25 protein-coding genes are annotated in these 24,074 nt (G+C 70.8%); 8 read left to right on the forward strand and 17 right to left on the reverse strand.

Annotated elements, in window-relative coordinates; genetic code table 11:
* Positions 1 to 31: 31 nt before the first annotated feature.
* From ACZOOI_RS37905 to ACZOOI_RS37940, 8 genes are all read right to left on the reverse strand, one after another.
* Positions 32 to 712, reverse strand: coding sequence for a hypothetical protein (locus tag ACZOOI_RS37905; protein ID WP_465281357.1), 681 nt, complete (start codon positions 710 to 712; stop codon positions 32 to 34).
* A 252-nt stretch (positions 713 to 964) separates the two neighbouring features.
* On the reverse strand, positions 965 to 2,602 hold the full coding sequence (locus tag ACZOOI_RS37910) for a class I adenylate-forming enzyme family protein (RefSeq protein ID WP_465281358.1): 1,638 nt from the start codon (positions 2,600 to 2,602) through the stop codon (positions 965 to 967).
* A gap of 112 nt (positions 2,603 to 2,714) precedes the next feature.
* Entirely contained in the window at positions 2,715 to 3,071 is a 357-nt protein-coding gene (locus ACZOOI_RS37915) for a cupin domain-containing protein (RefSeq protein WP_465281359.1), read from the reverse strand.
* Between the two features lie 101 nt (positions 3,072 to 3,172).
* The gene (locus tag ACZOOI_RS37920) at positions 3,173 to 4,285 is read right to left on the reverse strand and encodes a D-2-hydroxyacid dehydrogenase (RefSeq protein ID WP_465281360.1); all 1,113 of its coding nucleotides are present in this window, start codon (positions 4,283 to 4,285) and stop codon (positions 3,173 to 3,175) included.
* Positions 4,282 to 5,244 carry a thiamine pyrophosphate-dependent enzyme gene (locus ACZOOI_RS37925; RefSeq protein WP_465281361.1) on the reverse strand — a complete coding sequence of 321 codons (963 nt, stop codon included), beginning with the start codon at positions 5,242 to 5,244 and terminating at the stop codon, positions 4,282 to 4,284. Before ACZOOI_RS37925 ends, ACZOOI_RS37920 begins: the two co-directional genes overlap by 4 nt.
* Positions 5,241 to 6,422 carry a hypothetical protein gene (locus tag ACZOOI_RS37930; protein ID WP_465281362.1) on the reverse strand — a complete coding sequence of 394 codons (1,182 nt, stop codon included), beginning with the start codon at positions 6,420 to 6,422 and terminating at the stop codon, positions 5,241 to 5,243. The genes ACZOOI_RS37925 and ACZOOI_RS37930 overlap by 4 nt, the downstream gene beginning before the upstream one ends.
* Positions 6,419 to 6,739 carry a 4Fe-4S dicluster domain-containing protein gene (locus ACZOOI_RS37935; RefSeq protein WP_465281363.1) on the reverse strand — a complete coding sequence of 107 codons (321 nt, stop codon included), beginning with the start codon at positions 6,737 to 6,739 and terminating at the stop codon, positions 6,419 to 6,421. Before ACZOOI_RS37935 ends, ACZOOI_RS37930 begins: the two co-directional genes overlap by 4 nt.
* The gene (locus ACZOOI_RS37940; protein ID WP_465281364.1) at positions 6,736 to 7,305 is read right to left on the reverse strand and encodes a 2-oxoacid:acceptor oxidoreductase family protein; all 570 of its coding nucleotides are present in this window, start codon (positions 7,303 to 7,305) and stop codon (positions 6,736 to 6,738) included. Before ACZOOI_RS37940 ends, ACZOOI_RS37935 begins: the two co-directional genes overlap by 4 nt.
* A gap of 181 nt (positions 7,306 to 7,486) precedes the next feature.
* Between ACZOOI_RS37940 and ACZOOI_RS37945 the strand changes: the two genes are divergently transcribed.
* Positions 7,487 to 8,134 (forward strand): TetR/AcrR family transcriptional regulator, encoded by a 648-nt coding sequence (locus ACZOOI_RS37945; protein WP_465281365.1) that lies wholly within the window; start codon positions 7,487 to 7,489, stop codon positions 8,132 to 8,134.
* 28 nt (positions 8,135 to 8,162) lie between these two features.
* Here ACZOOI_RS37945 and ACZOOI_RS37950 read toward each other — a convergent pair whose 3' ends face one another.
* Complete coding sequence (locus ACZOOI_RS37950) at positions 8,163 to 9,089, reverse strand: LysR family transcriptional regulator (RefSeq protein WP_465281366.1); 927 nt, start codon at positions 9,087 to 9,089, stop codon at positions 8,163 to 8,165.
* A 120-nt stretch (positions 9,090 to 9,209) separates the two neighbouring features.
* Between ACZOOI_RS37950 and ACZOOI_RS37955 the strand changes: the two genes are divergently transcribed.
* The gene (locus ACZOOI_RS37955) at positions 9,210 to 10,049 is read left to right on the forward strand and encodes an NAD(P)H-binding protein (RefSeq protein WP_465281367.1); all 840 of its coding nucleotides are present in this window, start codon (positions 9,210 to 9,212) and stop codon (positions 10,047 to 10,049) included.
* A gap of 340 nt (positions 10,050 to 10,389) precedes the next feature.
* On the opposite strand, the gene ACZOOI_RS37960 is transcribed toward ACZOOI_RS37955, so the two are convergent.
* Positions 10,390 to 11,280, reverse strand: coding sequence for a helix-turn-helix domain-containing protein (locus tag ACZOOI_RS37960; RefSeq protein WP_465281368.1), 891 nt, complete (start codon positions 11,278 to 11,280; stop codon positions 10,390 to 10,392).
* 77 nt (positions 11,281 to 11,357) lie between these two features.
* Between ACZOOI_RS37960 and ACZOOI_RS37965 the strand changes: the two genes are divergently transcribed.
* The gene (locus ACZOOI_RS37965) at positions 11,358 to 12,224 is read left to right on the forward strand and encodes an alpha/beta fold hydrolase (protein ID WP_465281369.1); all 867 of its coding nucleotides are present in this window, start codon (positions 11,358 to 11,360) and stop codon (positions 12,222 to 12,224) included.
* 404 nt (positions 12,225 to 12,628) lie between these two features.
* Here ACZOOI_RS37965 and ACZOOI_RS37970 read toward each other — a convergent pair whose 3' ends face one another.
* The 5 genes from ACZOOI_RS37970 to ACZOOI_RS37990 all read right to left on the reverse strand — a co-directional run bounded on the left by ACZOOI_RS37970 (position 12,629) and on the right by ACZOOI_RS37990 (position 16,645).
* Positions 12,629 to 13,132: a hypothetical protein gene (locus ACZOOI_RS37970; RefSeq protein WP_465281370.1), complete on the reverse strand. Its 504-nt coding sequence runs from the start codon at positions 13,130 to 13,132 to the stop codon at positions 12,629 to 12,631.
* A 161-nt stretch (positions 13,133 to 13,293) separates the two neighbouring features.
* On the reverse strand, positions 13,294 to 13,887 hold the full coding sequence (locus ACZOOI_RS37975; protein WP_465281371.1) for a hypothetical protein: 594 nt from the start codon (positions 13,885 to 13,887) through the stop codon (positions 13,294 to 13,296).
* Positions 13,888 to 13,938: 51 nt separating this feature from the next.
* Positions 13,939 to 14,310 carry a hypothetical protein gene (locus tag ACZOOI_RS37980; protein ID WP_465281372.1) on the reverse strand — a complete coding sequence of 124 codons (372 nt, stop codon included), beginning with the start codon at positions 14,308 to 14,310 and terminating at the stop codon, positions 13,939 to 13,941.
* A gap of 133 nt (positions 14,311 to 14,443) precedes the next feature.
* The gene (locus ACZOOI_RS37985) at positions 14,444 to 15,667 is read right to left on the reverse strand and encodes a helix-turn-helix domain-containing protein (RefSeq protein ID WP_465281373.1); all 1,224 of its coding nucleotides are present in this window, start codon (positions 15,665 to 15,667) and stop codon (positions 14,444 to 14,446) included.
* A gap of 447 nt (positions 15,668 to 16,114) precedes the next feature.
* On the reverse strand, positions 16,115 to 16,645 hold the full coding sequence (locus ACZOOI_RS37990; protein WP_465281374.1) for a hypothetical protein: 531 nt from the start codon (positions 16,643 to 16,645) through the stop codon (positions 16,115 to 16,117).
* 614 nt (positions 16,646 to 17,259) lie between these two features.
* On the opposite strand from ACZOOI_RS37990, the gene ACZOOI_RS37995 reads away from it, so the two are divergent.
* Both ACZOOI_RS37995 and ACZOOI_RS38000 read left to right on the forward strand, forming a co-directional pair.
* A complete protein-coding gene (locus ACZOOI_RS37995; RefSeq protein ID WP_465284127.1) occupies positions 17,260 to 18,576 on the forward strand; it encodes a serine/threonine-protein kinase in 1,317 nt (438 codons plus the stop codon).
* A gap of 288 nt (positions 18,577 to 18,864) precedes the next feature.
* A complete protein-coding gene (locus tag ACZOOI_RS38000; protein WP_465281375.1) occupies positions 18,865 to 19,905 on the forward strand; it encodes a methyltransferase in 1,041 nt (346 codons plus the stop codon).
* A gap of 99 nt (positions 19,906 to 20,004) precedes the next feature.
* On the opposite strand, the gene ACZOOI_RS38005 is transcribed toward ACZOOI_RS38000, so the two are convergent.
* Positions 20,005 to 20,673, reverse strand: coding sequence for a class I SAM-dependent methyltransferase (locus ACZOOI_RS38005; RefSeq protein WP_465281376.1), 669 nt, complete (start codon positions 20,671 to 20,673; stop codon positions 20,005 to 20,007).
* Positions 20,674 to 21,268: 595 nt separating this feature from the next.
* Between ACZOOI_RS38005 and ACZOOI_RS38010 the strand changes: the two genes are divergently transcribed.
* From ACZOOI_RS38010 to ACZOOI_RS38020, 3 genes are all read left to right on the forward strand, one after another.
* On the forward strand, positions 21,269 to 21,766 hold the full coding sequence (locus ACZOOI_RS38010) for a pyridoxamine 5'-phosphate oxidase family protein (protein ID WP_465281377.1): 498 nt from the start codon (positions 21,269 to 21,271) through the stop codon (positions 21,764 to 21,766).
* Positions 21,767 to 21,974: 208 nt separating this feature from the next.
* Positions 21,975 to 22,382 (forward strand): YciI family protein, encoded by a 408-nt coding sequence (locus ACZOOI_RS38015; protein WP_391585827.1) that lies wholly within the window; start codon positions 21,975 to 21,977, stop codon positions 22,380 to 22,382.
* A 6-nt stretch (positions 22,383 to 22,388) separates the two neighbouring features.
* Positions 22,389 to 23,534 carry an RNA polymerase sigma factor gene (locus ACZOOI_RS38020; RefSeq protein WP_465284128.1) on the forward strand — a complete coding sequence of 382 codons (1,146 nt, stop codon included), beginning with the start codon at positions 22,389 to 22,391 and terminating at the stop codon, positions 23,532 to 23,534.
* A 148-nt stretch (positions 23,535 to 23,682) separates the two neighbouring features.
* On the opposite strand, the gene ACZOOI_RS38025 is transcribed toward ACZOOI_RS38020, so the two are convergent.
* Positions 23,683 to 23,985, reverse strand: a complete 303-nt coding sequence (locus ACZOOI_RS38025; protein WP_465281378.1) for a hypothetical protein — start codon at positions 23,983 to 23,985, stop codon at positions 23,683 to 23,685.
* Between the last annotated feature and the right edge of the window lie 89 nt (positions 23,986 to 24,074).

Raw genomic sequence — 24,074 nt, forward strand, 5'->3', positions numbered from 1 at the left:
CGGTGCCGGCACCGGGGCCGCCGCCGGTGCGTCAGCCGCTTGCCCGGTGCATCGCCAATCTCGCCGCCGGGCGGCAGTAGTGGCCGTGCGCGGCGGCGTGCTGTTCGAAGTGCGGCGGGAGCCAGGTGCCGGCGAGCAGCCGAGGGTGTGCCGGGAAGGAGTCGAGCGCGGCCAGCGCGAACATCAGCGAGGCCCAGCCGGTGTGCAGCCGGACGCTCGTGTATCGGTTGCCGTGGGTGTCCTGGAACGAGGCCTGGAAGACGCCGGGGCCGGGCAGGTCCACCGCGTCCAGGCCGTTCCAGTACAGCGACAGCGGCGCGATCGGGTGCACCAGGCGCACGTGTCGCAGGGTCACCGTGACCTCGCCGAACCCGTCCGGCATCCAGCGCGGCTGTGCGGCGCGGGCGGCGTTGTTGCGCCGGACGTTGTTGCCGATCGCGTTGGCCGCCAGCGAGCCGACCACGAACGCCGGGCCGCCGAACACGAACATGTTGCTGTGTCGGTAGCTGCCGTCGCCCGCCGCCCGCATGGTGAACCGCTCGGCCTGTCCCGTGGCCAGCGCCCGATCGCCCGCATCCAATCGGATCGGGCTGGGGACCAGCGGCCGTTTCGCCACGCGGCCCTCGATCACGTCGGCGACCACGTCGCACGTGTAGAGCAGGAAGTCGTCCAGCGGAGTCCACGGCGGCACCTGCCCGCGGGGCCCCCGCATCTCGTTTCCGTTCATCATCGCGCCCCCGAACCACCCGATGTGCGGCGGAGATTCCCGTCGATCGACCGTTCTCCGTGAGCATAGCGGGACGCTCGGTGCGATCCCGAGGGATTGTCGGTGATCGGTGCGACGGATCGCGGGTCGGGCGGGTCCGTATCGTCCGCGTAGTCCACGCCGTTCGGCGCGTCCACAGCGGCCGGCGGACGCGCACAGTCCGCCGCGCCCGCACGCTCGCCGCGCCGCCCACCGCTTTCACCGCGGCGATCCGTCGACCGGGCCCGATTCCTCCTCGGCCGTAAGCCACCGGGTGGGGTCCGGCCCCGATCCGTCCTCCGCCACGATCCGCTCGACCAGGCGCCGGCGCAGCACCTGTCCGGTCGCGGGTGTGCGGGGCAGTTCGGTGGCGTGCACCACCCGGCGCGGATGTTTGTGTGCGGCCAGGCGACCCGCGCAGGCGGCGCGCAACGCGGCGAGGTCGGGCGGGTTCGCGGGATCGCCGGGCACCACGACCGCGCAGATCAGCTCGCCCCAGGTCGGGTCCGGCAGGCCGACCACGGCCGCCTCGCGGACCCCCTCGGCCCGTGCCAGCACCGCCTCGACCTCGCCCGGCGCGACCGCTTCGCCGCCGGTGCGGATCAGCTCGCCGACCCGGCCGACGATGCTCAGGTAGCCGTCGGCGTCCACCGTCGCGAGGTCGCCGGTGTGGTAGCGGCCGTCCCGCAACACCGCGCGCGTGGCCGTCTCGTCGTCGAAGTAGCCGTCGAACAGCAGCGGTCCGCGCACGCACACCTCGCCGTCCGGACCGAGCTCGACGTCCTGGTACGGGCTGGGCACGCCGCAACTCCCGGGCTTGCGCGGTACGTCCACGCCGTCCAGCGCGGCCACGTTGCCCGCCTCGGTCGAGCCGTAGAAGACCCGGAGCACCGCGTTCGGAGCGGCCTCGGCGATGGCCGCGAGCAACTCCGGCGGGGTACGGGACGTACCCGTGTCGGCGAAGCGCAACGTCTCCAGCCGGCCGCCCCCGCCGGGCCCGGACCGCTTCTCCGCCGCAAGCGTGTCCAGCACCCGTTGCCACACCGCCGGCACGCAGTTGAGCCGGGTCGCGCGGTGTCGGCGCACGGCCGAGACGATCTCCGCGCCGTCGGCCCTGGCGACCAGGACCACCGTGTCGCGCGCCTGCCACTGTTGCAGCGCGATCGTCCACGCGCCCATGTGGAACAGCGGATACGGGCACACCATCGCGCCGCGCGGTTCGAGCTGCGAACCGGGATGGGTGCGCAGCACGTTCGTGCGGTGGGACAGGATCACGCCCTTGGGCCGACCGGTGCTGCCGGAGGTGAAGAAGAGTACGTGCGGGTCGGTCTCGTCCGGGCCCTCGGCGACGTCGGGCGTCGGCGCGGCTGCCGTCGCCCGTGCTGCTGCCGTCGCCGGTGCGTCCCGAGCCACCGGCGCGGCCGGCCGGGTCGGCGCCGCGCCCGCCGGATCCGCAGGGGTGCCCAGCCCGATCACCGGTACCGCGATCGCGGCCCCCACCGCCGCGCCCGGCACGGTGTCGTCGGCGATCAGCAGCGCGGGCCGGGCCACCCGGGCCGTCGCGGTCACCTCGGCGGCGGACAGGGTCGGGCCGAGCGGGACGTAGACCGCGCCGATCCGGGCCAGCGCCACGAACACGGGCAGCACGTCGAGCGTGGTCCGGTTCCAACACGCGACCCGGTCGCCGCGCCGGACGCCGATGGCGCGCAGCGTACGTGCGGTCCGATGAGCCGCCGCGTCCAGTTCGCCGAAGGTGAGCGCGTCGTCCCCCAGGACCGCGGCCGGCCGGTCCGGGACGGCCCGGGCCGCACCCGTGAACACGGCGCCGATCACCAGACCGTCGTGCCCCATCGTCATGCCCTTTCGTCGGCGGTCGAGCCTTACCGTGCCGGGCCACGCTGGGCCGCGCCCGGCCGTTGCCGTTGCCGTGCCGTGTCAAGCCATGTCGTGCCGTGTCGCGTCGGCCGGTTCAGCGGTCCTTCAGCTCGACGATGATCTCGTGATAGCGCTCCTCGCCGACGTTGACCGCGGTCTCCACGCCGCCGCGCCGCATCGGCACCACCACGCCGGGCACCACGTCGGCGGCGAAGTACTCGCGGTACTCGCCCCGGCTGTCCGGTTCCGGCTCGACCGCGATCCGGTCGCCCGCGATCTGGATCAGGTAGTAGTCCAAATCGTGCCGATGCGCGTCGCTGCGCGCGCCCGGAGCCAGCTCCAACTCCCAGATGCGGACCTTGTCGTCCTCGAACAGGACTCGGGTACCGATCCCGCCGAGAGTGCGCTCGGCGGCCGGCTCCGCTGCTGCGGGTGTGGTTTCGTCGCTCATCCGATCCGTCCTTGGGTGAGTGGGTGGATCAATGGGTCGGTCGGTCGATCACGCGGGCGGTGCCTTCGGGCATCGCCCATTCGGGGCGGGGCGGGCGGCCTTCAGCAGCCCGCATCCGGATCGACCCGGTTGCGCAGCTCCTCGCCCGCGAGATACCGGGCCAGGTTGTCGCGGAAGAGCCGGAACACCTCGGTGAAGTGTTCGAGGGCCGCGCTGGAGCAGTGCGCGGACAGGTACAGGTTCGGCGCGTCCCACAGCGGGTCGTCGGCGGGCAGCGGTTCGGCCGCGACCACGTCCAGCGCCGCGCCGCCCAACCGGCCGCCGCGCAGTGCGGCGATCAGGTCCGGCTCGACGACGAACGAGCCGCGACCGACGTTGCAGTAGAACGCGCCCTCGCGCATCGCGGCGAACGCGGCGGCGTTCATCGTGCCGACCGTGTCCGCCGTCTCCGGTGCCGCCGACACCACCGCGTCGCAGCCGGCCAGCATCTCGTGCAGGTCGTCCGGGCGGAAGAGCCGGTCCACGTGCTCGGCGGGCACCTCCACACGCCGCCGGGTCGCATGCACGGTCATCCCGAACGCCTGTGCCCGGCGGGCCAGTTGTGAGCCGATCCCACCGACGCCGATCAGCCCGAGGGTCTTGCCCCGGACCAGCCCGCCGAAGGCGGGTTTCCAGCGCCGCGCGTCCTGGAGCGCATCCAGGTCGCGATGCCGCTTGAAGAACGCGAGCAGCCGGGCGAAGACGAACTCGGCGATCGGTGCGCCGTTCACGCCCGCCGCCGTGGTCAGCCGGATGCGATCGGTGGGCAGCCCCGCCGAGAGCAGTTGCCCGTTGCCCGCCGCGCAACTCTGCACCCAGCGCAACCTCGGCGCCAGGTCCGCCACGTCGAACGGCAGGTCGGCCACCAGCACGATCTCGGCCCGGGCCAGCAGGTCGCGCTGCTCGGCGGTCAACGCGGGAGCCAGTTCGCGCAGCCCCGGGTGGGTCGCGGCGTCCGGCCGGCCGCGCGCGGTGCGCAGTTCCTCGGGCTCGACGTAGCGGCAGTCCACGATCTCCAGCCTGGGATCGAGTGCGCGCACCGCGTCCAGATCGGCCGCGAGCTCGGATGCGGGACGGATGTCCCAGGCGGACGGGTACATGATGCCGACGACGATGGGCGGCTGCTCGGGGGCGTCGGGGACGGGCCCGTGCTCGGGCTCGGGCGGGTGGGTCACGCGGAGGTCCTCCGGTCCTTCAGCACGCCGAGGGTGTGCGTGGCGGCGTGGGTGTTCGCGAGGTAGTCCGGCGCGGCGGCGGTGTCCACGAACCAGCCGGTCGGACACATGGTCAGGATCTCCACGAACGAGAAGCCGTCGCCGCGCAGTTGGGTGCGGAACGCGTTCTTGATCATCCGGGCGGTGCGGGTGATGTTGACGATGTCGTTGACCGCGCCGCGCGCGACGTACGCGGCGCCGTCGAGTTCGGCGATCAGATCGGCGAGTCGGATCGGGTAGCCGTGTTCGGCCGCGTCGCGCCCGCCGAGGGTGTTCTTCGTACGCTGGCCGAGCACGGTCGTGGCGGTCATGTGCCCGCCGGTCTCGCCGAAGACGCCGTTGTTGAGCATGAAGCACGTGACGTTCTCGCCGCGCGCCGCCGTGTGCAGCACTTCCTGGAGGCCCTCGTTGACCATGTCGCCGTCGCCCTGCACGGTGAACACGAGAGTGTCCGGCCGGCAGCGCTTGACGCCGGTCGCCAGCGACGGCGCCCGGCCGTGCAGTGCTTGCAGGACCTCGATGTCGAGGTTGTTGGAGTAGGCCGTGTAGCAGCCGATCCCGAACACCGCGATCGCCTTGGCGACCTGGTCGAGTTCCTGGACCTGCTCGACCATCGAGCGCATCGCGATCGGCTCGCCGCACCCCGGACACAGGTGGTGCGCCCCGACGTCGATCAGGTCGGGGGTGAAGTCGTGCACGAGCCGGGCGCCGCACGTGGGCGCGGCGGTCGTGGTGGTCAGGACAGGCAGTTCGCGACGCCCGGCGGGCTGCGGGCCGGTTCGGGGCGGCGCCGTCGGAGTCCCGGGGCTCGTTGTCGATCCGCCGCCGGTCGGCGTTCCGGGGTTCGTCACCGACCCGTCGCCGCTCGGCGTTCCGGGGTCCGTCACCGACTCGCCGCCGGTCGGCGTTCCGGGGCTCATCGCGGGTCCGCCGCTCGGCGGGAATCGCCGGCCGGGTGGGCGTGCGGATCCGGAGCCCTCGCCGGTCCGTCGTCGTCCGGCCCGAACGCGGCCTCGATCCGGCGCCGCATCGCGCCGACTTCGAGGTCGGGCGCGATGCCGAAGCCGGACGAATCCAGGCTGAGCCGGCCGATGAACCGCACCGGCGCCGCGCCCAGCACGGCCAGGCGTACGTCGTCCACCATCTGTCCTCCGCTGTTCTCGTACACGGCGACCAGCCGCGCGCCCGCCGCCGCGGCGCGCACGATCTCGCTCGGGAACGGCACCAGCGTGATCGGACGCACGTAGCCGACCCGCAGGCCCAGCGCCCGCAGCTCGCGGACGGCCTGACGCACGTACAGCGCAGGCGTCCCGTACGCGACCACCACGACCTCGGCATCGGCCAGGAAACCGGTCTCCGCGCGGGGTTCGGTCTCGGCGACCATGCGCTCCATCGCGCCGCCGTGCCGGGTGTAGAACTCGGCCAGGTCGTAGCCGGCGTCCGTACGATCGCCGGCGTGCCGTTGCTTGCGGTCGGACAGCGGCGAGACGAGCCTGGCCGCCCCGGTACCGCCCGTCGAGCCGTCCAGGGCCCAGTCCCGCGCGGGCAGCGGGCCGAAGTCGCGGGGCCGGACGTCGACCGAGACGTGCGTGTGGGCCAGGTAGTAGTCGCCCATCACCAGCACCGGGCTGCGCCAGAACTCGGCCAGATGGAACGCGTATTGGGTCAATTCGACCGCCTCGCGCACATCGCACGGCGCGAGTACGAGGTGTCGGTAGTCGCCGTGCCCGCCGCCGCGCGTGGCCTGGAAGTAGTCGCCCTGCGCGCGGGCCATGTTCAGCACCACGAGCGGAAGCCGTGCATAGACGATCTCGGCCAGCGACTCCTGCATCAGCGAGAGCCCCTGCCCGGTCGATCCGGTCGCGGCCGGCGTACCGGTGGCGGCGGCACCCCACGCCATCCCGACCGCCTCCAACTCGCTCTCCGCGTTGACGCAGACGCCGCCGACCTCGGGCAGTCGGGCGGCCATGTGTTCGAGCACCTCGGTGAACGGCGTCATCGGGTATCCGGCGAAGAACCGGCAACCGGCCGCGATCATCGCCTCGCCGATGGCGGCCGAACCGGGCAGTACGGGTGGCCGAGGGCCGATCGTGTTCATCCGCTGGTGCCTCCGGTTTCGTCGCGGGGTTCGTCGTACCGGTAGACCTGGAAGACGAAGTCCGGGCAGATCGCCGAACACGCCTTGCAGGCGATGCAACCCGGCAGCAGTTGCGGATAGCGGTAGCCGCGGTCGTTGACGTCGTCGACGGTCATCCGCAACACGTCCACGGGGCACGCGTCGATGCACAGGTCGCAGCCCTTGCAGGCGTCGACGTCGATGACGAGGGTGCCCTTGCTGAGCACGGGGCCCTCCGGGTGGGCGGCGGGTTCGCGGGCGGCCTCGAATTCGCGGGCGGCCGGTTCGCGGGCGGTCATGCGCACACCGGCCAGGCCCGCAGCGCCGGTCCGGCGTGCGCGTGTCCCACCCGCAGTGCGCCGCGGATGCCCTCGGCGTGCTGCATTCGGTACGGCGGCAGCACCTCGGCCGCCGTGGCCAGGAGGGTGTCCAGGCCGACGACCGCGGTGGCCGCGGCGTACGCGCCGAGCGCGATCATCGTCACCGCCGAGGCGTTGCCGCTGCTCGCGGCCAACTCCGAGGCGGGGATGGGGACGAGCCGGCCGATGGCGGGTGTGTCGACCGGATCGCACAGGCTCGTGTTGAGCACGAGCAGGCCGTCGTCGTGCAGCCGTGAGTAGACGCCGCTCGCGTGGGCGGGGTGCAGGACCAGGGCGGACCAGGCCGAGCCGATGGTCGGCGGGCTGTCGATGGGGTCGTCGCCCAGGACCAGCGTGGTGTCCGAGTTGCCGCCGCGCATCATGCCGCCGTACGACCCGAAGTACATCGCATGCCGGCCCTCGGCCACCGCGGCGGCGGCCAACAGCGCGGTGGCGAGCTGGATGCCCTGGCCGCCGATCCCGGTCAGTAGAACCTCGCGCTGCATGGGAACCCCTTCGCGGATGCCTGGGAGGACCTTGCGGGACGTGTCTCGTGTCTCGTCTGTCGTGTGTCGTGTGTCTTGCCGTTCGGAACGGTGGAGGCGTGTGTCAGAACGTTGTTCCGTATAGTAGGATGAGGCGTTCCGACAAACAAGAGCGTCGTGGGATGGAAAGCGGGGATCGCCGGTGGACGGGATCGAAGCGACGGCGAACTCCGCCGGTCTGATGGGCAGCGCGGTCCGCCGGCCGCTGGAGGCGCGCTGGGCGGCGTACGAGGAGGAGGTGCGGCGGTTGGTCGACGCGACCTACCGGGTGGTCGAGCGCACCGGCAGCCTGGATCCGACGATGCGCGACATCATGCGCGAGTCCGGGCTGTCGAATCAGGCGTTCTACCGGCACTTCCGGTCCAAGGACGAGTTGCTCGTCGCGCTGCTCGACGACGGCCGGCGGCGGATGGCCGCATACCTGGACCGCCGGATATCGGCCGCACCCGACGCGGCGGGCAAGGTCGCGGCCTGGATCGAGGGCGTCCTCGCCCAGGCCGGCGATCCGGTCGCCGCCGCGCGTACCCGCCCGTTCGTGGCCCACCAGGACCGGTTGGCCGACCTGTTCCCCGCCGAACAACGCGACTCGGTCGAGGCGATGGTCCGCCCGCTCCGCGAGGCCCTGGCCGCGGCGCCGACCCGGGATCCGGCCGCCGACGCGCTCGCGGTCTACCGCCTGACCCTGGCCACCCTGCACGACCACCTGCGCACCGGCACGGCGGTCACGCCCGAAGTCGCCGACCACACGGTGCAGTTCGCCTTGGCGGGCGTGGGTCTGGCGGGCGGCTGACCGGTCGGCGACGACCTGGTGTGCCGCGCTAGCGAGTTCGCATCGCCGTTTGGGTGTTGTCGTGTGGGGGTGACGGCCGCAGGGCAACGGCCTTGTCGTGGAAGGCCCGGATACGGGCGGTCTCGTGCGAGGCGCGCCACAGGAAGCCCCATTCGATGGGGGCGGCGTCGGTGAAGGGTATGTAGGCCACGTCGGGGCGGGTGTAGAAGCGGATCACCTGACTTCCGACGGTGAAGGCGCCTTCGCCGGCCCCGACCATGGCCAGCGCCTCCTGGAAGGAGGACACGCGTGCCCCGTGCGCGATGGGCCGCCCCTGCGGAGTCACGCGGGGGACCCGGTCCTCGGAGATGGAGGCGGGCGCGTTGTCGGGCATGCGCAACAGCGTGACGCGGGTCAGGTCCTCCTGGCTGACCTGCGACCGGGCGGCCAGGGGGTGCCGGGAGGAGACGGCAAGGTAGCGGGGCTCGTCCCACAGGGTGGGGCCGGTGACCATGTCCGGTTCGACTATGGGGCGGGTGTTGAGGACCATGTCGGTGCGGTGATCGCGCAGGTCCGAGATGCTGGTGTTCATCTGGAGTTCGTGGATGAGCACGTCGGAGGCGGGGTGTTCGGCGCGGTAGGCGCGAGCCACCTGCATGACGAACCCGCCCGCAGCGGCGCCGAGGAAGCCGACCCGCAGGGGACCGTCGAAGCCGCGGGCGGCCATGATCGCGTGCGCCAGTGCCTTTTGTACCTGCTCGTAGCCGGGACGCAGATCGTCGTGGAAACGGGCGCCGATCGTCGTGAGCGAGACGCGACGGCTGGTCCGGTCGAACAGGGGCGCGCCGATGCGGCGTTCGAGTTTGCTGATGGTCTGGCTGACGCGGCCGGTGGACACCCCCAGCTGCTCCGCCGCACGACCGAAGTGCAGCGTCTCGGTGAGCGCGAGGAATGCCTCGATCTCGTAACGCTCCACGACCGCCCCCTTCTTGATCGTTGCGTGCTGCTCAACGATAGTTGATCAAGACGTTATTGTTCCGGGCCTGCGGCTGATCGATCGTTGAGGCACACATTCGCGACGCCGAACGGACGTGACATGACGCAGCATTCGAGCCGAATCCTGGTATTGGGTGGAACGGGCAAGACCGGTCGCAGGATCGTGGACCGACTCCGAGAGCGCGATGTCGACGTACGGGTGGGCTCACGCGGTGCCGACCCGGCGTTCGACTGGGAGGATCCGGCGACGTGGGCTCCGGCGTTGCGGGACGTGAGCGCTGTCTACGTGTCGTTCTACCCGGACCTGGCAGTTCCCGGAGCCTCTGCCGCGATCGAGGCCTTCACCGAGGCGGCGACGAGTGCGGGCGTGCGGTACCTCGTCCTGCTGTCCGGGCGGGGCGAGGAGGAGGCCCAGGCCTGCGAGCGCATCGTGGCGGACTCGGGGATCGCCTGGACCGTGTTGCGCGCAAGCTGGTTCAGCCAGAACTTCAGCGAGAACTTCCTCGTGGGGCCGGTCCTCGAAGGCGAGGTCGTCCTGCCCGTCGGCGATATCCCCGAGCCCTTCGTCGACGCGGACGACATCGCCGACGTCGCCGTCGCCGTACTCACCGAGGACGGACACAACGAGCGGATCTACGAACTGACCGGTCCCCGCCTGCTCACCTTCGCCGACGCCGTCGCGGAGATCGGGGCCGCGGCCGGACGCCAGATCGACTTCGTGCCCGTCGGCGCGGAAGACTACGCGGTGGTGCTCAAGGAGGCGGGCCTGCCCCACGACGACATCGACTTCCTCATCTACCTCTTCACCACCGTGCTCGACGGCCGCAACGCGCACTTGGAGGACGGCGTCCGCCAAGTCCTCGGACGTGCGCCGAGGGACTTCGCCGACTACGCCCGCGCCACTGCCGCCGCCGGAACGTGGAACGCGGACGCCTCGTAAGTTCCCCTCCCGGGCGATGCCGGGCCCTGAGCGCGGCGACGATCACGCGTTCGTCGAGGCGACGCAAGGCTCGACGGGTCGCACTGATCGGTGCACGTACGGGGGCGTTCAGGTTCCGGCATGTCGCCCGGCCACCCGTCGTCACGTCTGTCGAGGGACGCGGGTCCGACCCGGACCCGGGAGCACCGCGGACACTGGGAACACCGCGGACGCCGCGGTGACGGCGGGTGGGCGGACACTGGATCGGCATCGGCACGACCCGGTGCGCGAACGACCCCTTCCGACACCGACCGTCTCGGGATCCAGGTGAGCTCCCGCGTGCCGAACGCCAAACGATCGATCATCGGTCCGAGGGGGTGGCCGATGCGTGGGTTGTGGCCGGGAGTTGCCTGGTCGGCCAGGCGATGTCGTCGATCGTCAGGAACGGTTCGCCGGCCACGGTTGCCGGGGTCAGTCCGGTGAACGCGGTGACGTCCCGATGCAGGTGGGACTGATCGGTGTAGCCGCCGTCGGCCGCGACTCGGGCCGCGGCGTCACCCGCGACCAGACGGTGCACGGCGTGGTCGAAGCGGACCAGTTTCGCGGCGCGCTTGGGCGGCATGCCGATCTGCGCCTGGAACCGGGTCCACAGGCGCTTGCGGCTCCAGCCGAGTTCGGCCGCCAGTCGGTCGATCCGGACCAGGCCACGCCCGACCCCGATCCGGTGCCAGGCCCGGGCCACCTCCGGATCCACCGGCGACCGTGTCTCGTATCGGCGGGCGAGCAGCGCCTCCGTCAACGCGAAGCGGTCCTCCCACGAGTGGGCTTCCGCCAGTTGCTCGCGAATTCGTGACGCCTCCCGGCCCCACAGATCCTCCAGGTCCACCAGGGAGCCGTCCAGGTCGGCCGGGCCGACGCCCAGAATCGTGCGGGCCACCACCGGCGACAGGCGGACCTGCACGCACGCGACGTCTTCGCCCCACGCCCGGACCGCGCCTCCGCACCCGAACCCCGGCCCGGCAACGACACTTCCCCGACGCCGCCGCTCGGCGCCGTCGTCCACGACGGGCCGGCTCGCCCCGAACTCCAGGATCAGCATCACGGCCGGGTGCGGGACCACCCGCAAGCCACCCATGAGCGGGCCGGGAACACTGAACCCGGCCATGTCGACGCCTGCCATCCGGCCGGCCCGGCGTGGACGTGCCACGTCCCACGCAGCCGGATCCTCATGCGCATTCGCGGTGGACCGCATCGTCACAGGTTACGCGGGGCCCGGGGACGGAACATTTGTGCAATCCACCGGCACACCCGGGCGGTGACGCTGAGCCCATGACTACACCCGACGATCAACCGCAGGTGAACGGCAGCGCCGCAAGCACCGAAGACTCGCTCCTGCCCCTGGAGAACGGCGACATGTACGTCCGCCAGGACGGCCCCCGCAACGCCCCCGCGCTCGTGCTCATCCACGGGTCGGCCTCCTCGACCCGCTCGTGGGACCGACTCGTTCCGCTGCTGACCGCGGCGCATCACGTCGTCCGGATCGACCTGCTCGGCCACGGCCGGTCGTCCGAACCGGCCGACCACGGCTACGAGATCACCGAGCAGGGCCGTACGGTCGGCGCGGCACTGGATCGGCTCGGCGTCGAGCACGCCGTCGTCGTCGGCCATTCCAGCGGTGGCTATGCCGCCACCGCCCTGGCCGAGCAGCGCCCCGACCTGGTGACCGCGCTTTCGCTCGTCAATACCGGTCCCGGCCTGGACGCCTTCGTCGCCACGGAATCCGCCGCCATCGGCCCCGAGCACTGGCCGCCGACCGATGAACAGGTCCGACACTTCGCAACCACGGCCTTTCGTGCGGGCTTTCGAATCCCGCAAGAGCTCGTCGACGATATGCGCGGCATGACCCACCACGCGTTCACCACGTCCATGCAGGCGTCCCGCGCCTATCTGGACCAACAGACGCTCCCCGATCGACTGAAGACCCTCGGCAAGCCGCTCCAGGTGATCTTCGGCGACCAGGACCGCCGATGGCGCCCGTCATCGGCCGCCGACTACCGCGTCGTCCCGGGCGCAACCGTCGAACTCCTCCCCGGCTCCGGCCACACCCCCATCATGGAGGACCCCCCACAAACCGCCGCCCTACTCCTCCCCTTCACCACAACCCACGCCCCACGCCCCCGAAACGGCACCACCTGACGCCCACCCTCGGCCCATCCCGAGAGCCGGCGTATGCAGGCACGTACACAACGCCGACGAAAGCCTGATCCTCACGACGAACGACGAACCCGTGTCGCACGTCGGCTGCCACCACATCGTTGCCTGCGCGGTCATCCCGCCGATCGGATCCCGGGCGCAGGCCGGGCGTTCGTCCTCACCGGCCCGGAACCCGAACCGATCACGAGCGTTGACAGCCTCCCGGCCGAGTCGCCCGGCCCAACGTTGAAATCGATCCCCCGGAACCGGTCCAACGGCCGCAGCCGAGCCTGCCCATGGCGACCACATACGGTCCGCGTGGCAGGCTGAGGGCCACTGACGACACGCGAATCCGGCCCGGCCCCGGTGCTGCCCGAGGGTCGGGCCGGTATTCGTTTCTGCGGGGGTCAGATCACATCCGGGCATTGGTAGTCCGCGCCCGGTCGCTGACCGGCGGGGTGGGCGGTCACAAAGTTCAGGTAGATCCGCGCGCCGGAGTGGAAGCGAACGACCGTGCCGTGACTGATGGCTCCAGCCGGCTGCTGCTCGGAGAAGCGTTGGCTGATCTCGGCGACCTCGCGACTTCCGGATCCGACGATTACGGACGCAAGGAACGTCTCCAGATCCGCGACGCGAACCTTCGACCCGTCGATCGGACCGGACAATGCGATCGGAGCGGCTTGTTCGCCCTCTACGATTGCCTCCGGTTCGCCATACGCGTCGCCGGGGGCCGACTGTGCTGTGATCATCAGCTCGACCGAACCGCCACCTCGCAGGGTGACAGTCACGCCGTAGTCCCCCCGGCTCGGCGTTCGCTCGCTCTCCGAATCGGTGCGAGTCCGGACGTCGGCGACGGCCCCTGACGCGGCAATCAGTTCGCGCAGGAAGATCTCGAACCTGGCCGGGCGCATGCGGGTCCTTTCTCGGGGGCGTTGGACACGTCGGCTTGCGCGACCGATCAGCCGGATGCACGAGGCTTGCCGGCACGTCCGCGGGGTGACGTCCGTGGACGCTGCCGACTGCGGGTCCGTGCTTCGGGCTGAGGTAGGGATACGAATGGTGGTGCGTGTGGTCAGCCCCCGCCGGTGGGTGTCATGCGGTGGATGATGTCGCGGTCGGTGATGGCGGCGCGGATGCCTTCGCTGTCGAGCCATCGGCCGAGGCGGGTGTGGAGTTCACCGGCCTGGTCGACGGTCAGGCCGGTGATCGGGACGGGACCCAGGCACACGCGGGGGTCGGGTGGGGTGACCGTGGGGATCAGGTCGGGTCGGTGTCGGGCGAGGTGGTGCAGGAGGACGAGTCGGTGGTGTTCCTGGACGTGGGCGACGACACCGGGCTCGTCCTCGACCGGTGCCACGAACACCCGTAGCCGCAGCCCGAATCCGTCGCGCACGAGCCGGGCCCGCCCGGACGTGGACTCACCGGGGTGACCGGGCCGCATCAACGTGGCGGCGAGCTGGGCTGCTTCGGTGTCCGTGAGGTGGGCGGCGGCCCGGTCGGGTTCCTCGCTCGTCGGGTGATTCCCGAGCGAGAAGAACTCGACCCGCCACGGCCGCTCCACCCGCCCACTCGGCGCAAGCCGCACAGTCCACGCGGGCAGGGTCACGGTCACGGGGGCCGTTTCGGTGTCGGTCACGGTAATCTCCGGGGTGGGTGAAGTGGACATGGGTCCATGTTTGATGCGGGCGGAAATCGGCGCCGTCAACCGGGCATGGGGTCAACAGTCGTCCCGAGTGCCGGAGCGTTGGATGATCGGTCCCGGCAGAGTGCGTGCCAGTTCGGCCTGACCCGCCTGGACCATGTGACGGAACTGCTCGCGTGTCCAGTGGACCGTGGTCAGCCCGCCGTCGTCCTTCAGGCGCATCTCGATGGGCCGGTCCCCGTAGCCGGATGGGCCCACGGTCGTGGTGTCGGGTCTCAGACATCGTGGGGGCGCCGACTCGATTCCGGAGACCACCAGATCGACGCGGCCCACGACTCGATCGACGTCGTAGAGGGTGATTGGAAGCCGAAGCTCGCCGGTGGCCTGATCCAGGGTCGGTGCACTGTCGAGTGTGAGCGCGGCATGTGTACACAAGCGCCGAGTCATTGCGTCCCTCTCGCCGATCGGAAGTCATCCGAACGTAATGGGAGGGTCACGCAACGACAGGGACGGTTCGTCCCCTATGGCGAAGGGGGACGAACCGTCCCTGTCGGATGTGCCGGGGCCGCCGGTATACCCGTCAGCCGGTCAGGACGCCGACGTCCTCGGCGAGGGTCACCACCTCGCGGTGGAGTGGACCGCGTGTGGTTCGCCAGAGTTCGGCGATCACCGCGCGCGAGGCGGGCGTGTAGCGAACCGCCTCGGGGCCCACCTCTACTGAGCGGCGCATCAGATGCAACGCCGCGGTGTGGTCGTCGCGTTGGAGGTGGCTGCGGGCCGCTTCGGTCCACAGACGGGACTGGCGTTCCATGCTGGGCATCGCGGACGGGTCGGCGCGATCCGCGTAGTCCAGCGCGGTACCCGCAGCCCGCAGGTCGGCCGACACACTCACGGCGTGGAAGTCCACATTGGCTCGGCCGAACACCGTCCAGCGGTGGACATAGCCCGCAGGCAGGCTCTTCGCCACCGCGTCGGCTCGTTGCCAACTCGCCCAGGCTTCACCCTCGTTGCCCTGTCTGGCATGCGTGACCGCCGCATGCAGACGCAAGGCGCCGTAAAGACCTCGGGCGTCATCCGGGATGTCGTCGAGATGTGGATGCATGTCCTCGGCGGCCTCGGTCACCACGGCCAACGCCTCACCCGGATCGGCCGCCTCGCGCAGGGCATTGCCGTAGCACCATGCCGCACCCGCGAGCGCCTCCGGCGTGTCTGCGTACTGCGCTGCGGACATCCCGCGATCGGCCACCACCCACACGAGCTCCGCGGGTGCGATGTACGCGATGTGCTGCTGGGCGAGGTGGTAGATGGTGGCAAGTACGGCGTACGCCTCGCGACGGGCCGGGCCGTCCAGAACGCGAACTGCCGTCTCGCCGTCGGTGATCAGGTCGGGGAGAAGCATGCCGATCCGCGTCCGGTTGAACCGGGCGCTGTGCCACAGAGCCCACGCCGCGTCCACCCGGACTCGGAGCGACGGTACGTCCGGGGTCACACTCGCGGCGGGTGTGTGATTGCGGCGCTTGACGGCGGTCCAGATCTGCGGGATCGACTCGTGGTGCAACGCGGGCGAAATGGGCTGCATGACGTCGCCCGTCCCGGTAAGGACACCGAGATCGGTCAGACCGAGGTTCGCCGCGACCCGAAGCAGCAGGCGATAGTCGCGCAATGGACGCTCGCCGCTCTCGATCTTCTTGAGCCAATCGGGTCCGCGTCCGCAGAGTCCGGCGAGAACCGGTCGGCTCATTCCGCGACGCTCACGCAGCCAACGAATGCGCTCGCCCATGGACAGGTCGGATGGCACGTTCACGGCGACCCCCGGGGGTGTGGTGTATCTCTCCCGCCACGGTACGCCGCACATCCTCGAATCAGCCGGCTTCGAGCGAACAAGACCCAAATGACGTTCACTTCCACATGGTGGCGCACAACTCCACCGGCGAACACGCGCCGTGGCGAGCGCGGTCGACTTCCACGGTCGTCTGCCTGAACCGCGTTCGCCGGCCGTGCGATCGGGAGTGCCGTGGCACCTCGTCCTCGCCGACCTCGATCGACGAGTCGACGGCGGGTAGCCGGCCGCCGGCGCCGGGTCGAGACCGGGCGGGTCATCCTCACAGGCAGCCGGGGCACGGACAGCCGGGCGACCCGCAGCTCAACGATCAACAGCCCACGCCCGAACAAGGTCGAAAACGAGCACCAGTTCCCGTGACCTCACCCCCCGACATACGGGACGACCTCTGGGCGAATGAGCCCGATGTGATCAGTCGTTGTCGAAGAGGTTGAGGCCGTGGTCGAGGTGGGCATGGAACGTGGGCCGGGCGCCGGTCGGACCGCTCAGGACGAACTCGTAGGCGGCGTCGTCGGGGTCGTCGGGCTCCAAGAGGTGTCCGCGGACTTCCACTTCGTACCAGCCGGGTGGTACGGAAATGCGACGATGCCGGGGATGGTCGGGCGTCCACTGCGTGAGGTAGCCCAGGCCGCACAGCAACAGCTCTCCCGACCGGACGTGCAGAACCCACCCGGCGGATGTCACCTTGGGGTCCTGCCACGGTGAAGGGCTCCGGGCGTGGCGTACGAGCACGGTGTAGAAGCCGGGATCGATGTTCTGCGCGGGAATCGCGATGCCGTCACGGACGACCCGATCGCCCTGCTCACTCGTGCTGAACAACTGGAGCAGATTCCTGCCGACAGGGCTGCCTCCACCGACATCGTCGAGCCCTGTGGCATCGAGCAGCACGAAACCGAAGAGCTCGGGAAAGCATCCTTCGAACCGCGCGGTGGGAAACGTCATGGCCGAACAGTACGAGTCGCGCCGGCACGCAGCCTCCCGCGGAGCGGGGTACGGCCCGGGTTTCGCCCTCGCCCCTCGCAGGAACGGTCCGGCTTCCCGGCCCGGTCACGGGAAAGTCGCCGACATCGTGGCGGATTCGGACCGCGTCATGCGCCGGCCGACACCTGCGGGGGTCTACGACCCGCAGGGCGTCCGACCACCCGAACACGGCGGCGAGTTCCTCTTCGGGCAACCCGACACCGAGGCGAACCCCAGACGGCGACGACCACCGAAACCACCCACCACGGATCCGCGATCGCGACCGTGTGGGACCGCCTCCATCCCGGTTGACCCGCCACAGTGCCTGGGAAGGCTTCGACGGCGACCTGCCGATGATCTCCGGAAACGAGGCGCACCCACGGCACCCTGGACCCTTGCGCATGCATTCTGTAAGGCCGAGGCACAGGCCGGATCGCAGGTCGCGACCGCCCCGACCGATGCGCACGACCCTGAGCCTCGCCCCACTCGCATGCGCCCCGGAACTCGGTTGAACGGTTGCGGAGGGAGACGAGTGTGCGATGTCCTGTGACGTCGGGCGGCGCCGGCCTCGGAGTCGCCCTTGAAACGGGGGCGTGATGGAGGCGTTGGGCAGTGGGGATCCGCAGCGGGTGGGGCGGTTCCGGCTGATCGGGTTGTTGGGGTCCGGCGGCATGGGGCGAGTGTTCCTCGGGCGGGCGCCGGACGGGGCGGCCGTGGCCGTGAAAGTGGTACATCCCTACCTGCTGAACGGCGACCAGGGCGAGTTCCGACGCCGGTTCGTTCGGGAGGTGGAGTCCGCGCGGGGTGCGGAGTCGGCGTTCACCGCGTCGGTCGTGGACGCGGATCCGGGTGCGGACGTGCCCTGGCTGGCTACCGAGTTCGTGCCGGGGGTTGCCCTGGGTGAGGCGGTGACGCGATTCGGGCCGCTGCCCGAGGCATCACTGCTTGCCTTGGCGGCGGGCCTGTTCGTCGCTCTCGCCGAGATCCACGCGGTCGGCCTGGTGCACCGGGACATCAAGCCGTCCAACATCATCCTGGGCGTCGAGGGTCCGAAGGTCATCGACTTCGGGATCGCGCTTCCCAGCGGGGCCACCGGCCTGACCCGGACCGGGCAGACCGTGGGCACGATGGGGTTCATGTCGCCCGAGCAGTTCGAACGCTCCGACGTCGGACCCGAGAGCGACGTCTTCTCCGCCGCCGCGGTCCTGGCCTACGCGGCCACCGGCCGTCCCCCATTCCCCGGGGACACCCTGCCCGTGCTGTTCGCCAACCTCACCACCCGCGCACCCGATCTCGACGGTCTTCCCGCCGCGCTCGCGCCCCTTGTCGCGGCCGCCCTCGCGAAGCACCCCGCGGCCCGACCCACCACCGAGGCCGCCCGCGCGATGATCCCCGCCCCGCCCACCCATGTCGGCGCCGACATCGGATGGCTGCCCCCCGCCGTCACCCACGCCATCCTGCGCGCCACCGCCACCGCCCTGAGCACCCCCGGCCCCACCGCCACCCACGACGACGACCCCGAAACCGGCACACCGCCCGCGCCGGCTGCACCCAGGCACACCCCCATCCCCGTGAAAACTTCCCAGGAGACGGGAGTCATCCCGGAACCGTCTTCCACGGAGGAAGCGGAAGACGACGCAGAACCGGAAGACGATGAGGTCACTCCGAAAGAGGTTCTGTCGGGCGTCGGCATGTCGCTGGTCGGTCCCGCTTTTCTGTTCTTCGCCGCACGAGAGATGGACGCACCGAACTCGCCCATGGATTGGGTTGCCATCGTATTCTTCGGCCCGTTGATGGTGTTCGCGGGCCTGATCGACGTGTTCCGCGTGTGGATCTCCTCTACCGCTGCCTACGCGCTCTCCGCCCTCGTGGCGGTGATCCTCCTGCTGATCTACGTGTCGTACGTGACATAGGTCGAGCGGGCGGCTCGGCTGCCGCGTCGTCTTTCGACGCCGGCGGTACCTCGTTGCCCACGAGGCGGGCCGCCCCGTCGACGGCGACCCGCCCGGCTTCGACGTGCGCCGATACGTGGGCGGCAGCACGCCGGGGCCTCTCACCGTTCACGATCCCCACGGCCGACGCACTCGTGTTCAACCATCCGGGCGGCGCGCCTGCGTTGCTTCCGGGGCCATTGGTCGTTGGTCCTGGGGTGTGGTGTCGGGGTGCCGGTGGGCGGTGCCATTCAGTCGGACGGAGCGAACGTGGACGGCACGGACGAGATGCGGGTCGTGCAGATTGCCGCCGGTGGCTGCGCGGCCCGGGCGTTGGCGGTTGCGGCCAGGCTCGGCATCGCCGACATCGTGGCGGATGGGGCTCTGCCCGTGAAGGAAATCGCCAGGCGCACGGAATCGGATCCCGAGGTCATGGCGCGGCTGATGCAGACGCTGGCCATGTGGGGCGTCTTCACCCGGGATGCGCACGACGGGTTCGCGTTGAGCGAGGAGTTCGCGCCGCTGCGCGCCGATCATCCGCGGTCCGTGCGCAATCTGTGCATTCTGACGGCGGAAACGTACGACGACGCCTTCGGAGCCCTGTCGGGAACCGTTCGTACCGGGCGCTCGGGCTTCGACCAGGTCTTCGGCGTCTCGCTCTACGAGTTCCTGGAGAAAAGTCCGGACACCGGCCGGATCTTCGACGCGGCGATGGCGGAACTGGCTCGCCCGACGGCGGCCGCGCTCGCGCAGGAGTACGACTTCACGGGGGTCGACACGCTGATCGACGTCGGCGGCGGCGACGGCACGACGCTGGCCGGTGTGCTGGCCGACCACCCCCACCTTCGAGGGGTGTGCGTCGATCGGCCGGACGTGTGCGCGCGGGGTGAGACGACGCTCGGGGCATCCGTCGGGCAACGGATCGCCGACCGGATCTCCTTCCGCGCCGCGGACATCTTCGAGGAGGTGCCCGCGGGCGGCGATCGCTACCTGCTCAAGAACGTCTTGCACGATTGGCCGCCGGAGACGTGCGTACGCCTGCTGACCGCCGTGGGCCGGGCCATGCGCCGCACCGCCGAAGCACGTGAACCCGGCCTCGCCCCGCCTCGGCTGCTCGTGCTCGAACCCCTGCTGGACCAGGAGTCCGACGCCGCCCACGTGCTCTTTCAGATGGTGATGTGCGGGAAGGACACCGGCGGTCTCGGTGAGCACGATCTGCGCGCACTGCTGGAACGGGCGCACTTCACCGTCCTGTCCGCATGGCGATCGACCGCCGGCCACCACGTCTTCGAATGCGAGCCGAAGGGCTGACCGCCTACACCTCCACGAGCAACTCCGGTGGGATCGTGTGTGGTTGCGGGCGGAGATCCGTCCACCGGCCGAGTGGGCGGATCTCCCACCGGCCGGTCTTCAGGCGGGGCGCTTGGCCATGACGATCAGGCCCGGCCCGCTCTGCTCATCCGCGGGGAGCCGGAGTTCGGCGACGGGGCGCAGTCCGGCCTGCTCGATCAGGTCCACGAGTTGTTCCGGCCGCCACTTGTGCGTGGTCCAGCGCACGGGCACTCCTCCGTATGCCTCGGTGCGCAGCGCGTCTTCGTCGCCGACGTGTGTTGCGGTGATGAAGTGGCCGCCCGGCTTCAGGGCGCGCGCGAACAGGGCCAGAACCTGAGGAAGGACGTCGCGGGGGAGATTGAACAGTGACCACCACCCGAGCACGCCGCCGAGGGACGCTTCCTCCAGGTCGAGGTCGGTGGCGGAGGCGACGCTGAAGCGGCATTGCGGATGAAGACGGCGCGCGTTCTCGATCATGCGGGATGAGAGATCGACTCCGGACACGTCGAGTCCGCGTTCGGCGAGGTAGGCGGTCACCGTTCCGGGCCCGCAGCCGACGTCGAGGACGGGCCCGAGCCCGCGCACCGTGTCGGCGAAGGCGTCGATCGATGCCTTGAGCCAGGGATGGCTACGGATGTCACCGACCCCCGTCGTCACCACCATGTGGGCGTAGTTGTCAGCCACCCGGTCGTAGGAATCCCGGACCACGTCGAGATCTGCCGGGCGGTCGATGTGGTGTGCGCGCATCGGCCAACAGTAGGACCGCGGTCCTGATACCGGTGGGCTCCCCGGTGTCGATACCGGTCGTCGACTCCCCCGTGTCGATACCGGTGGGCTTTCGTATGCGACTGCCACCAGTCCTCCGCGGTGTCCGGCCCGGTGGTGATCCTTCCGGTCGCGTCGTTCGACCGACCCGGTCGCCCGCCAGGGCGGGGAGGGGCAGGAAAACGACTTTCCGAAATCGGCGCGCCTTCGATGTCGAGAACTTGGCACCGGCTCCGTCCCAGGGATGTCGGCGGCCACGACGGGCCGCGGGCCGCGAGCCACAGGCCACAGGCCGCCGGACGCGAGACGAAGGGGGAGAAGCCACCATGCGAGAACGATCCGACTCGGGTGCCGTAGGCGGCGGACCCTCTGCCGAGCGGTCCGCGCGGCTGCCCGGGAATTGTGGACTGATCCGTGGCGATCCGCACGGCTCCCCGCAGCGGCCGCATGGTTACTCGAGCCGACTGCCGGGGACGAAGAGACCCCGCCCCGCCGCCGGTTGCCACCGCCGAGCGCGCGTGCCCGACGCCAGGTTCGCCCGACCACCGAAACCGACCCGACACCAGGAGGAATCGCCGTGCAGCCGAACGAGATCACCGAGGTTCTGAACCGACCGATCAGCCGCGAACTGTTGGCCCGCGACCTGACCCGCCTGGCCTACGTCGCCAAGGACGGCACACCGCGCAACATCCCGATCGGGTTCACCTGGAACGGCTCGGAGGTCGTCATGTGCACCACGAAGAACGCCCCGAAACTCCCGGCCCTGCGCACGAACCCGACGGTGGCCCTGACCATCGACACCGAGGTGCACCCGCCCAAGATCCTGCTCATCCGCGGTCGGGCCGAGTTGGACGTCGTCGACGGCATCCCGGAGGAGTATCTCCGGATGAACGGCTCCTACCGGATGACACCCGAGCAGCGGGTCGAATGGGAGGCGGAGGTGCGTTCGCTCTACGACGGCATGGTCCGGATCGTGGTGACCCCGACGTGGGCGAAGCTGATCGACTTCGAGACGACTCTGCCGAGCGCCGTCGAGGAACTGATCCGGCAGCGGGAAGAGCGCCGGCGCGCCTGACCGCCACCCGCCCCCGCCCACTCGCCCAGCCACCCACTCGCCCAGCCACCCACTCGCCCGGCCACCCGGCCCGCCGACCCGCCCGCCCACACCCCGCGCATCACCCCCGCCGAAAAAGATCGCGGCACGATGTCGAGAACCCGCCCGCCGCTGCGTCCCCGTAGTGAACCCCGGCCACAATGGGCCGGACCGCACCGAGGAGAACACGATGGCCAAGTACCTGTTGCTCAAGCACTATCGCGGCGCCCCGGCACCGGCCAACGACGTGCCGATGGACCAGTGGACGCCGGAGGAACTCTCCGCCCACGTGCAGTACATGCAGGACTTCGCCGCCCGGCTCGAAGGCACCGGCGAGTACGTCGACAGCCAGGCGCTCTCCCCGGAGGGCACGTTCGTCCGCTACGACGGCGAGGGGCGACCGCCGGTCACCGACGGTCCGTTCGCGGAGACCAAGGACCTGATCGCCGGCTGGATGGTGATCGACGTCGAGAGCCACCAGCGGGCGCTGGAGCTGGCCGCCGAGTTGTCCGCAGCTCCGGGCGCGGGCGGGAAGCCGATCGGCGAGTGGCTCGAAGTGCGCCCGTTCTTCTCCGAACCCACGACCATCACGGAGTGACGCATGGTGGACGAGGTCCTGCTGCGGACCCTCACCCCCACTGTGATCGGCGTCCTCGTCCGCCGCGGAGCAGATTTCGCGGCGGCCGAGGATGCCGTACAGGAAGCCCTGGTCGAGGCCGTGCGCGTGTGGCCGGAGAATCCTCCGCGTGAGGCCAAGGGCTGGCTGGTCACCGTGGCCTGGCGCAAGTTCCTCGACGCCGCCCGCGCCGATGCCTCCCGACGGAACCGCGAGGTACGCGTCGAGGTCGAGCCCACGCCCGGCCCGGTCGAGGCGGTGGACGACACGCTTCAGCTGTACTTCCTGTGCGCGCACCCGTCCCTGACCCCGGCCTCGGCGGTGGCGCTCACGCTGCGCGCGGTCGGCGGCCTGACCACGCGGCAGATCGCGCAGGCATATCTTGTGCCCGAGGCGACCATGGCCCAGCGGATCAGCAGGGCCAAGCGGACCGTCTCGGACGTCCGGTTCAACCAACCCGGCGACGTCGCCACCGTGCTGCGCGTGCTCTACCTGGTGTTCAACGAGGGCTACTCCGGCGACGTCGACCTCTCCGGCGAGGCGATCCGACTGACCCGCCGGCTGGCCGCCGAGACCCACCACGAGGAGGTCGCGGGCCTGCTCGCGCTCATGCTTCTCCACCACGCACGGCGCCCGGCACGGACCGCTCCCGACGGCCGGCTCGTGCCGCTCGCCGAGCAGGACCGCAGCCTGTGGAACACCCGCCTGATCGCCGAGGGCGTGGACGTGCTCCAGGCCGCCCTCGCCCGCGACCGCCTGGGCGAGTTCCAGGCCCAGGCCGCCATCGCCGCACTCCACGCCGACGCCCGGACGGCCGAGGAGACCGACTGGGTGCAGATCGTCGAGTGGTACGACGAACTGGTACGCCTCACCGACAGCCCGGTGGCCCGCCTCAACCGGGCCGTCGCGGTCGGTGAGGCCGACGGCCCGCGGGCCGGCCTGGCCGCCCTGTCCGGGCTCGACCCCGCCCTGCCCCGCCACACCGCCGTCGAGGCGTACCTGCGCGAGCGCGACGGCGACTTGGTGACCGCGGCCCGCCTGTACGCCGAAGCCGCCCGATCGGCGCCCAGCCTCCCCGAACGCAACCACCTCACCCGACAGGCGGCGCGACTCAATACCCAGCCGGGCAGGTGAGCCGCGGACGGCAGACCGGCCCCCGGCCCCGGGGTTGCGCTCCCGGCCCCCCCGATCCCGACCCGGCGTTCCGCCATCCCATACCTTCGGCGCGCGCCGGGAGACCTGTCGTCCCCCGGCGCACACCGATGACGCACCGCCCGCCCCGTCAGCCCTGCGCGGGCCGCACCGCCGAGGCATACGAGCCCACCACGACGGCATCGTCGCGGCTGACGTCGACGGCCAGGCGGTCGCCGAGATTGCGCTGGAACTCCCGGAAGGCGGCGAGTTCGACGAGGCCGTCACCGTCGACGACATGGACGAAGGTGACACCGTCGGTCAGCCGGAAGCTGCTGTACCGCAGGCCGGGCGGTGCCGTGCTCTCCAGTTCGGCGAACACGTTCTCGATCAGGCGCTGGTTCTCCTCGGCCGCCTCGGGCCTGGTCCGATAGCGGATCACTGCTGTACTCACGGGCTCTCCTCGCCGGTTTCGCCGTCTCACCGAGTCGTCTCACCGAGCCGCCTCAGCGGTTGTCCCGCCGAGTCGTCTCACCGACTTGG

The sequence above is a fragment of the Embleya sp. L77 genome (assembly GCF_055557415.1).

What these genes read in the sequence shown, in the direction of transcription:
- ACZOOI_RS37980 (WP_465281372.1), bottom strand. Translation starts at nt 14,310, where the DNA reads ATGACTCGGCGCTTGTGTACACATGCCGCGCTCACACTCGACAGTGCA.
- ACZOOI_RS37970 (WP_465281370.1), bottom strand. Translation starts at nt 13,132, where the DNA reads ATGCGCCCGGCCAGGTTCGAGATCTTCCTGCGCGAACTGATTGCCGCG.
- ACZOOI_RS38005 (WP_465281376.1), bottom strand. Translation starts at nt 20,673, where the DNA reads ATGCGCGCACACCACATCGACCGCCCGGCAGATCTCGACGTGGTCCGG.
- ACZOOI_RS37910 (WP_465281358.1), bottom strand. Translation starts at nt 2,602, where the DNA reads ATGACGATGGGGCACGACGGTCTGGTGATCGGCGCCGTGTTCACGGGT.
- ACZOOI_RS37990 (WP_465281374.1), bottom strand. Translation starts at nt 16,645, where the DNA reads ATGACGTTTCCCACCGCGCGGTTCGAAGGATGCTTTCCCGAGCTCTTC.
- ACZOOI_RS37915 (WP_465281359.1), bottom strand. Translation starts at nt 3,071, where the DNA reads ATGAGCGACGAAACCACACCCGCAGCAGCGGAGCCGGCCGCCGAGCGC.
- ACZOOI_RS38015 (WP_391585827.1), top strand. Translation starts at nt 21,975, where the DNA reads ATGGCCAAGTACCTGTTGCTCAAGCACTATCGCGGCGCCCCGGCACCG.
- ACZOOI_RS37930 (WP_465281362.1), bottom strand. Translation starts at nt 6,422, where the DNA reads ATGAACACGATCGGCCCTCGGCCACCCGTACTGCCCGGTTCGGCCGCC.
- ACZOOI_RS37995 (WP_465284127.1), top strand. Translation starts at nt 17,260, where the DNA reads ATGGAGGCGTTGGGCAGTGGGGATCCGCAGCGGGTGGGGCGGTTCCGG.
- ACZOOI_RS37955 (WP_465281367.1), top strand. Translation starts at nt 9,210, where the DNA reads ATGACGCAGCATTCGAGCCGAATCCTGGTATTGGGTGGAACGGGCAAG.
- ACZOOI_RS37960 (WP_465281368.1), bottom strand. Translation starts at nt 11,280, where the DNA reads ATGCGGTCCACCGCGAATGCGCATGAGGATCCGGCTGCGTGGGACGTG.
- ACZOOI_RS37925 (WP_465281361.1), bottom strand. Translation starts at nt 5,244, where the DNA reads ATGAGCCCCGGAACGCCGACCGGCGGCGAGTCGGTGACGGACCCCGGA.
- ACZOOI_RS37975 (WP_465281371.1), bottom strand. Translation starts at nt 13,887, where the DNA reads ATGTCCACTTCACCCACCCCGGAGATTACCGTGACCGACACCGAAACG.
- ACZOOI_RS37905 (WP_465281357.1), bottom strand. Translation starts at nt 712, where the DNA reads ATGCGGGGGCCCCGCGGGCAGGTGCCGCCGTGGACTCCGCTGGACGAC.
- ACZOOI_RS37935 (WP_465281363.1), bottom strand. Translation starts at nt 6,739, where the DNA reads ATGACCGCCCGCGAACCGGCCGCCCGCGAATTCGAGGCCGCCCGCGAA.
- ACZOOI_RS37965 (WP_465281369.1), top strand. Translation starts at nt 11,358, where the DNA reads ATGACTACACCCGACGATCAACCGCAGGTGAACGGCAGCGCCGCAAGC.
- ACZOOI_RS37940 (WP_465281364.1), bottom strand. Translation starts at nt 7,305, where the DNA reads ATGCAGCGCGAGGTTCTACTGACCGGGATCGGCGGCCAGGGCATCCAG.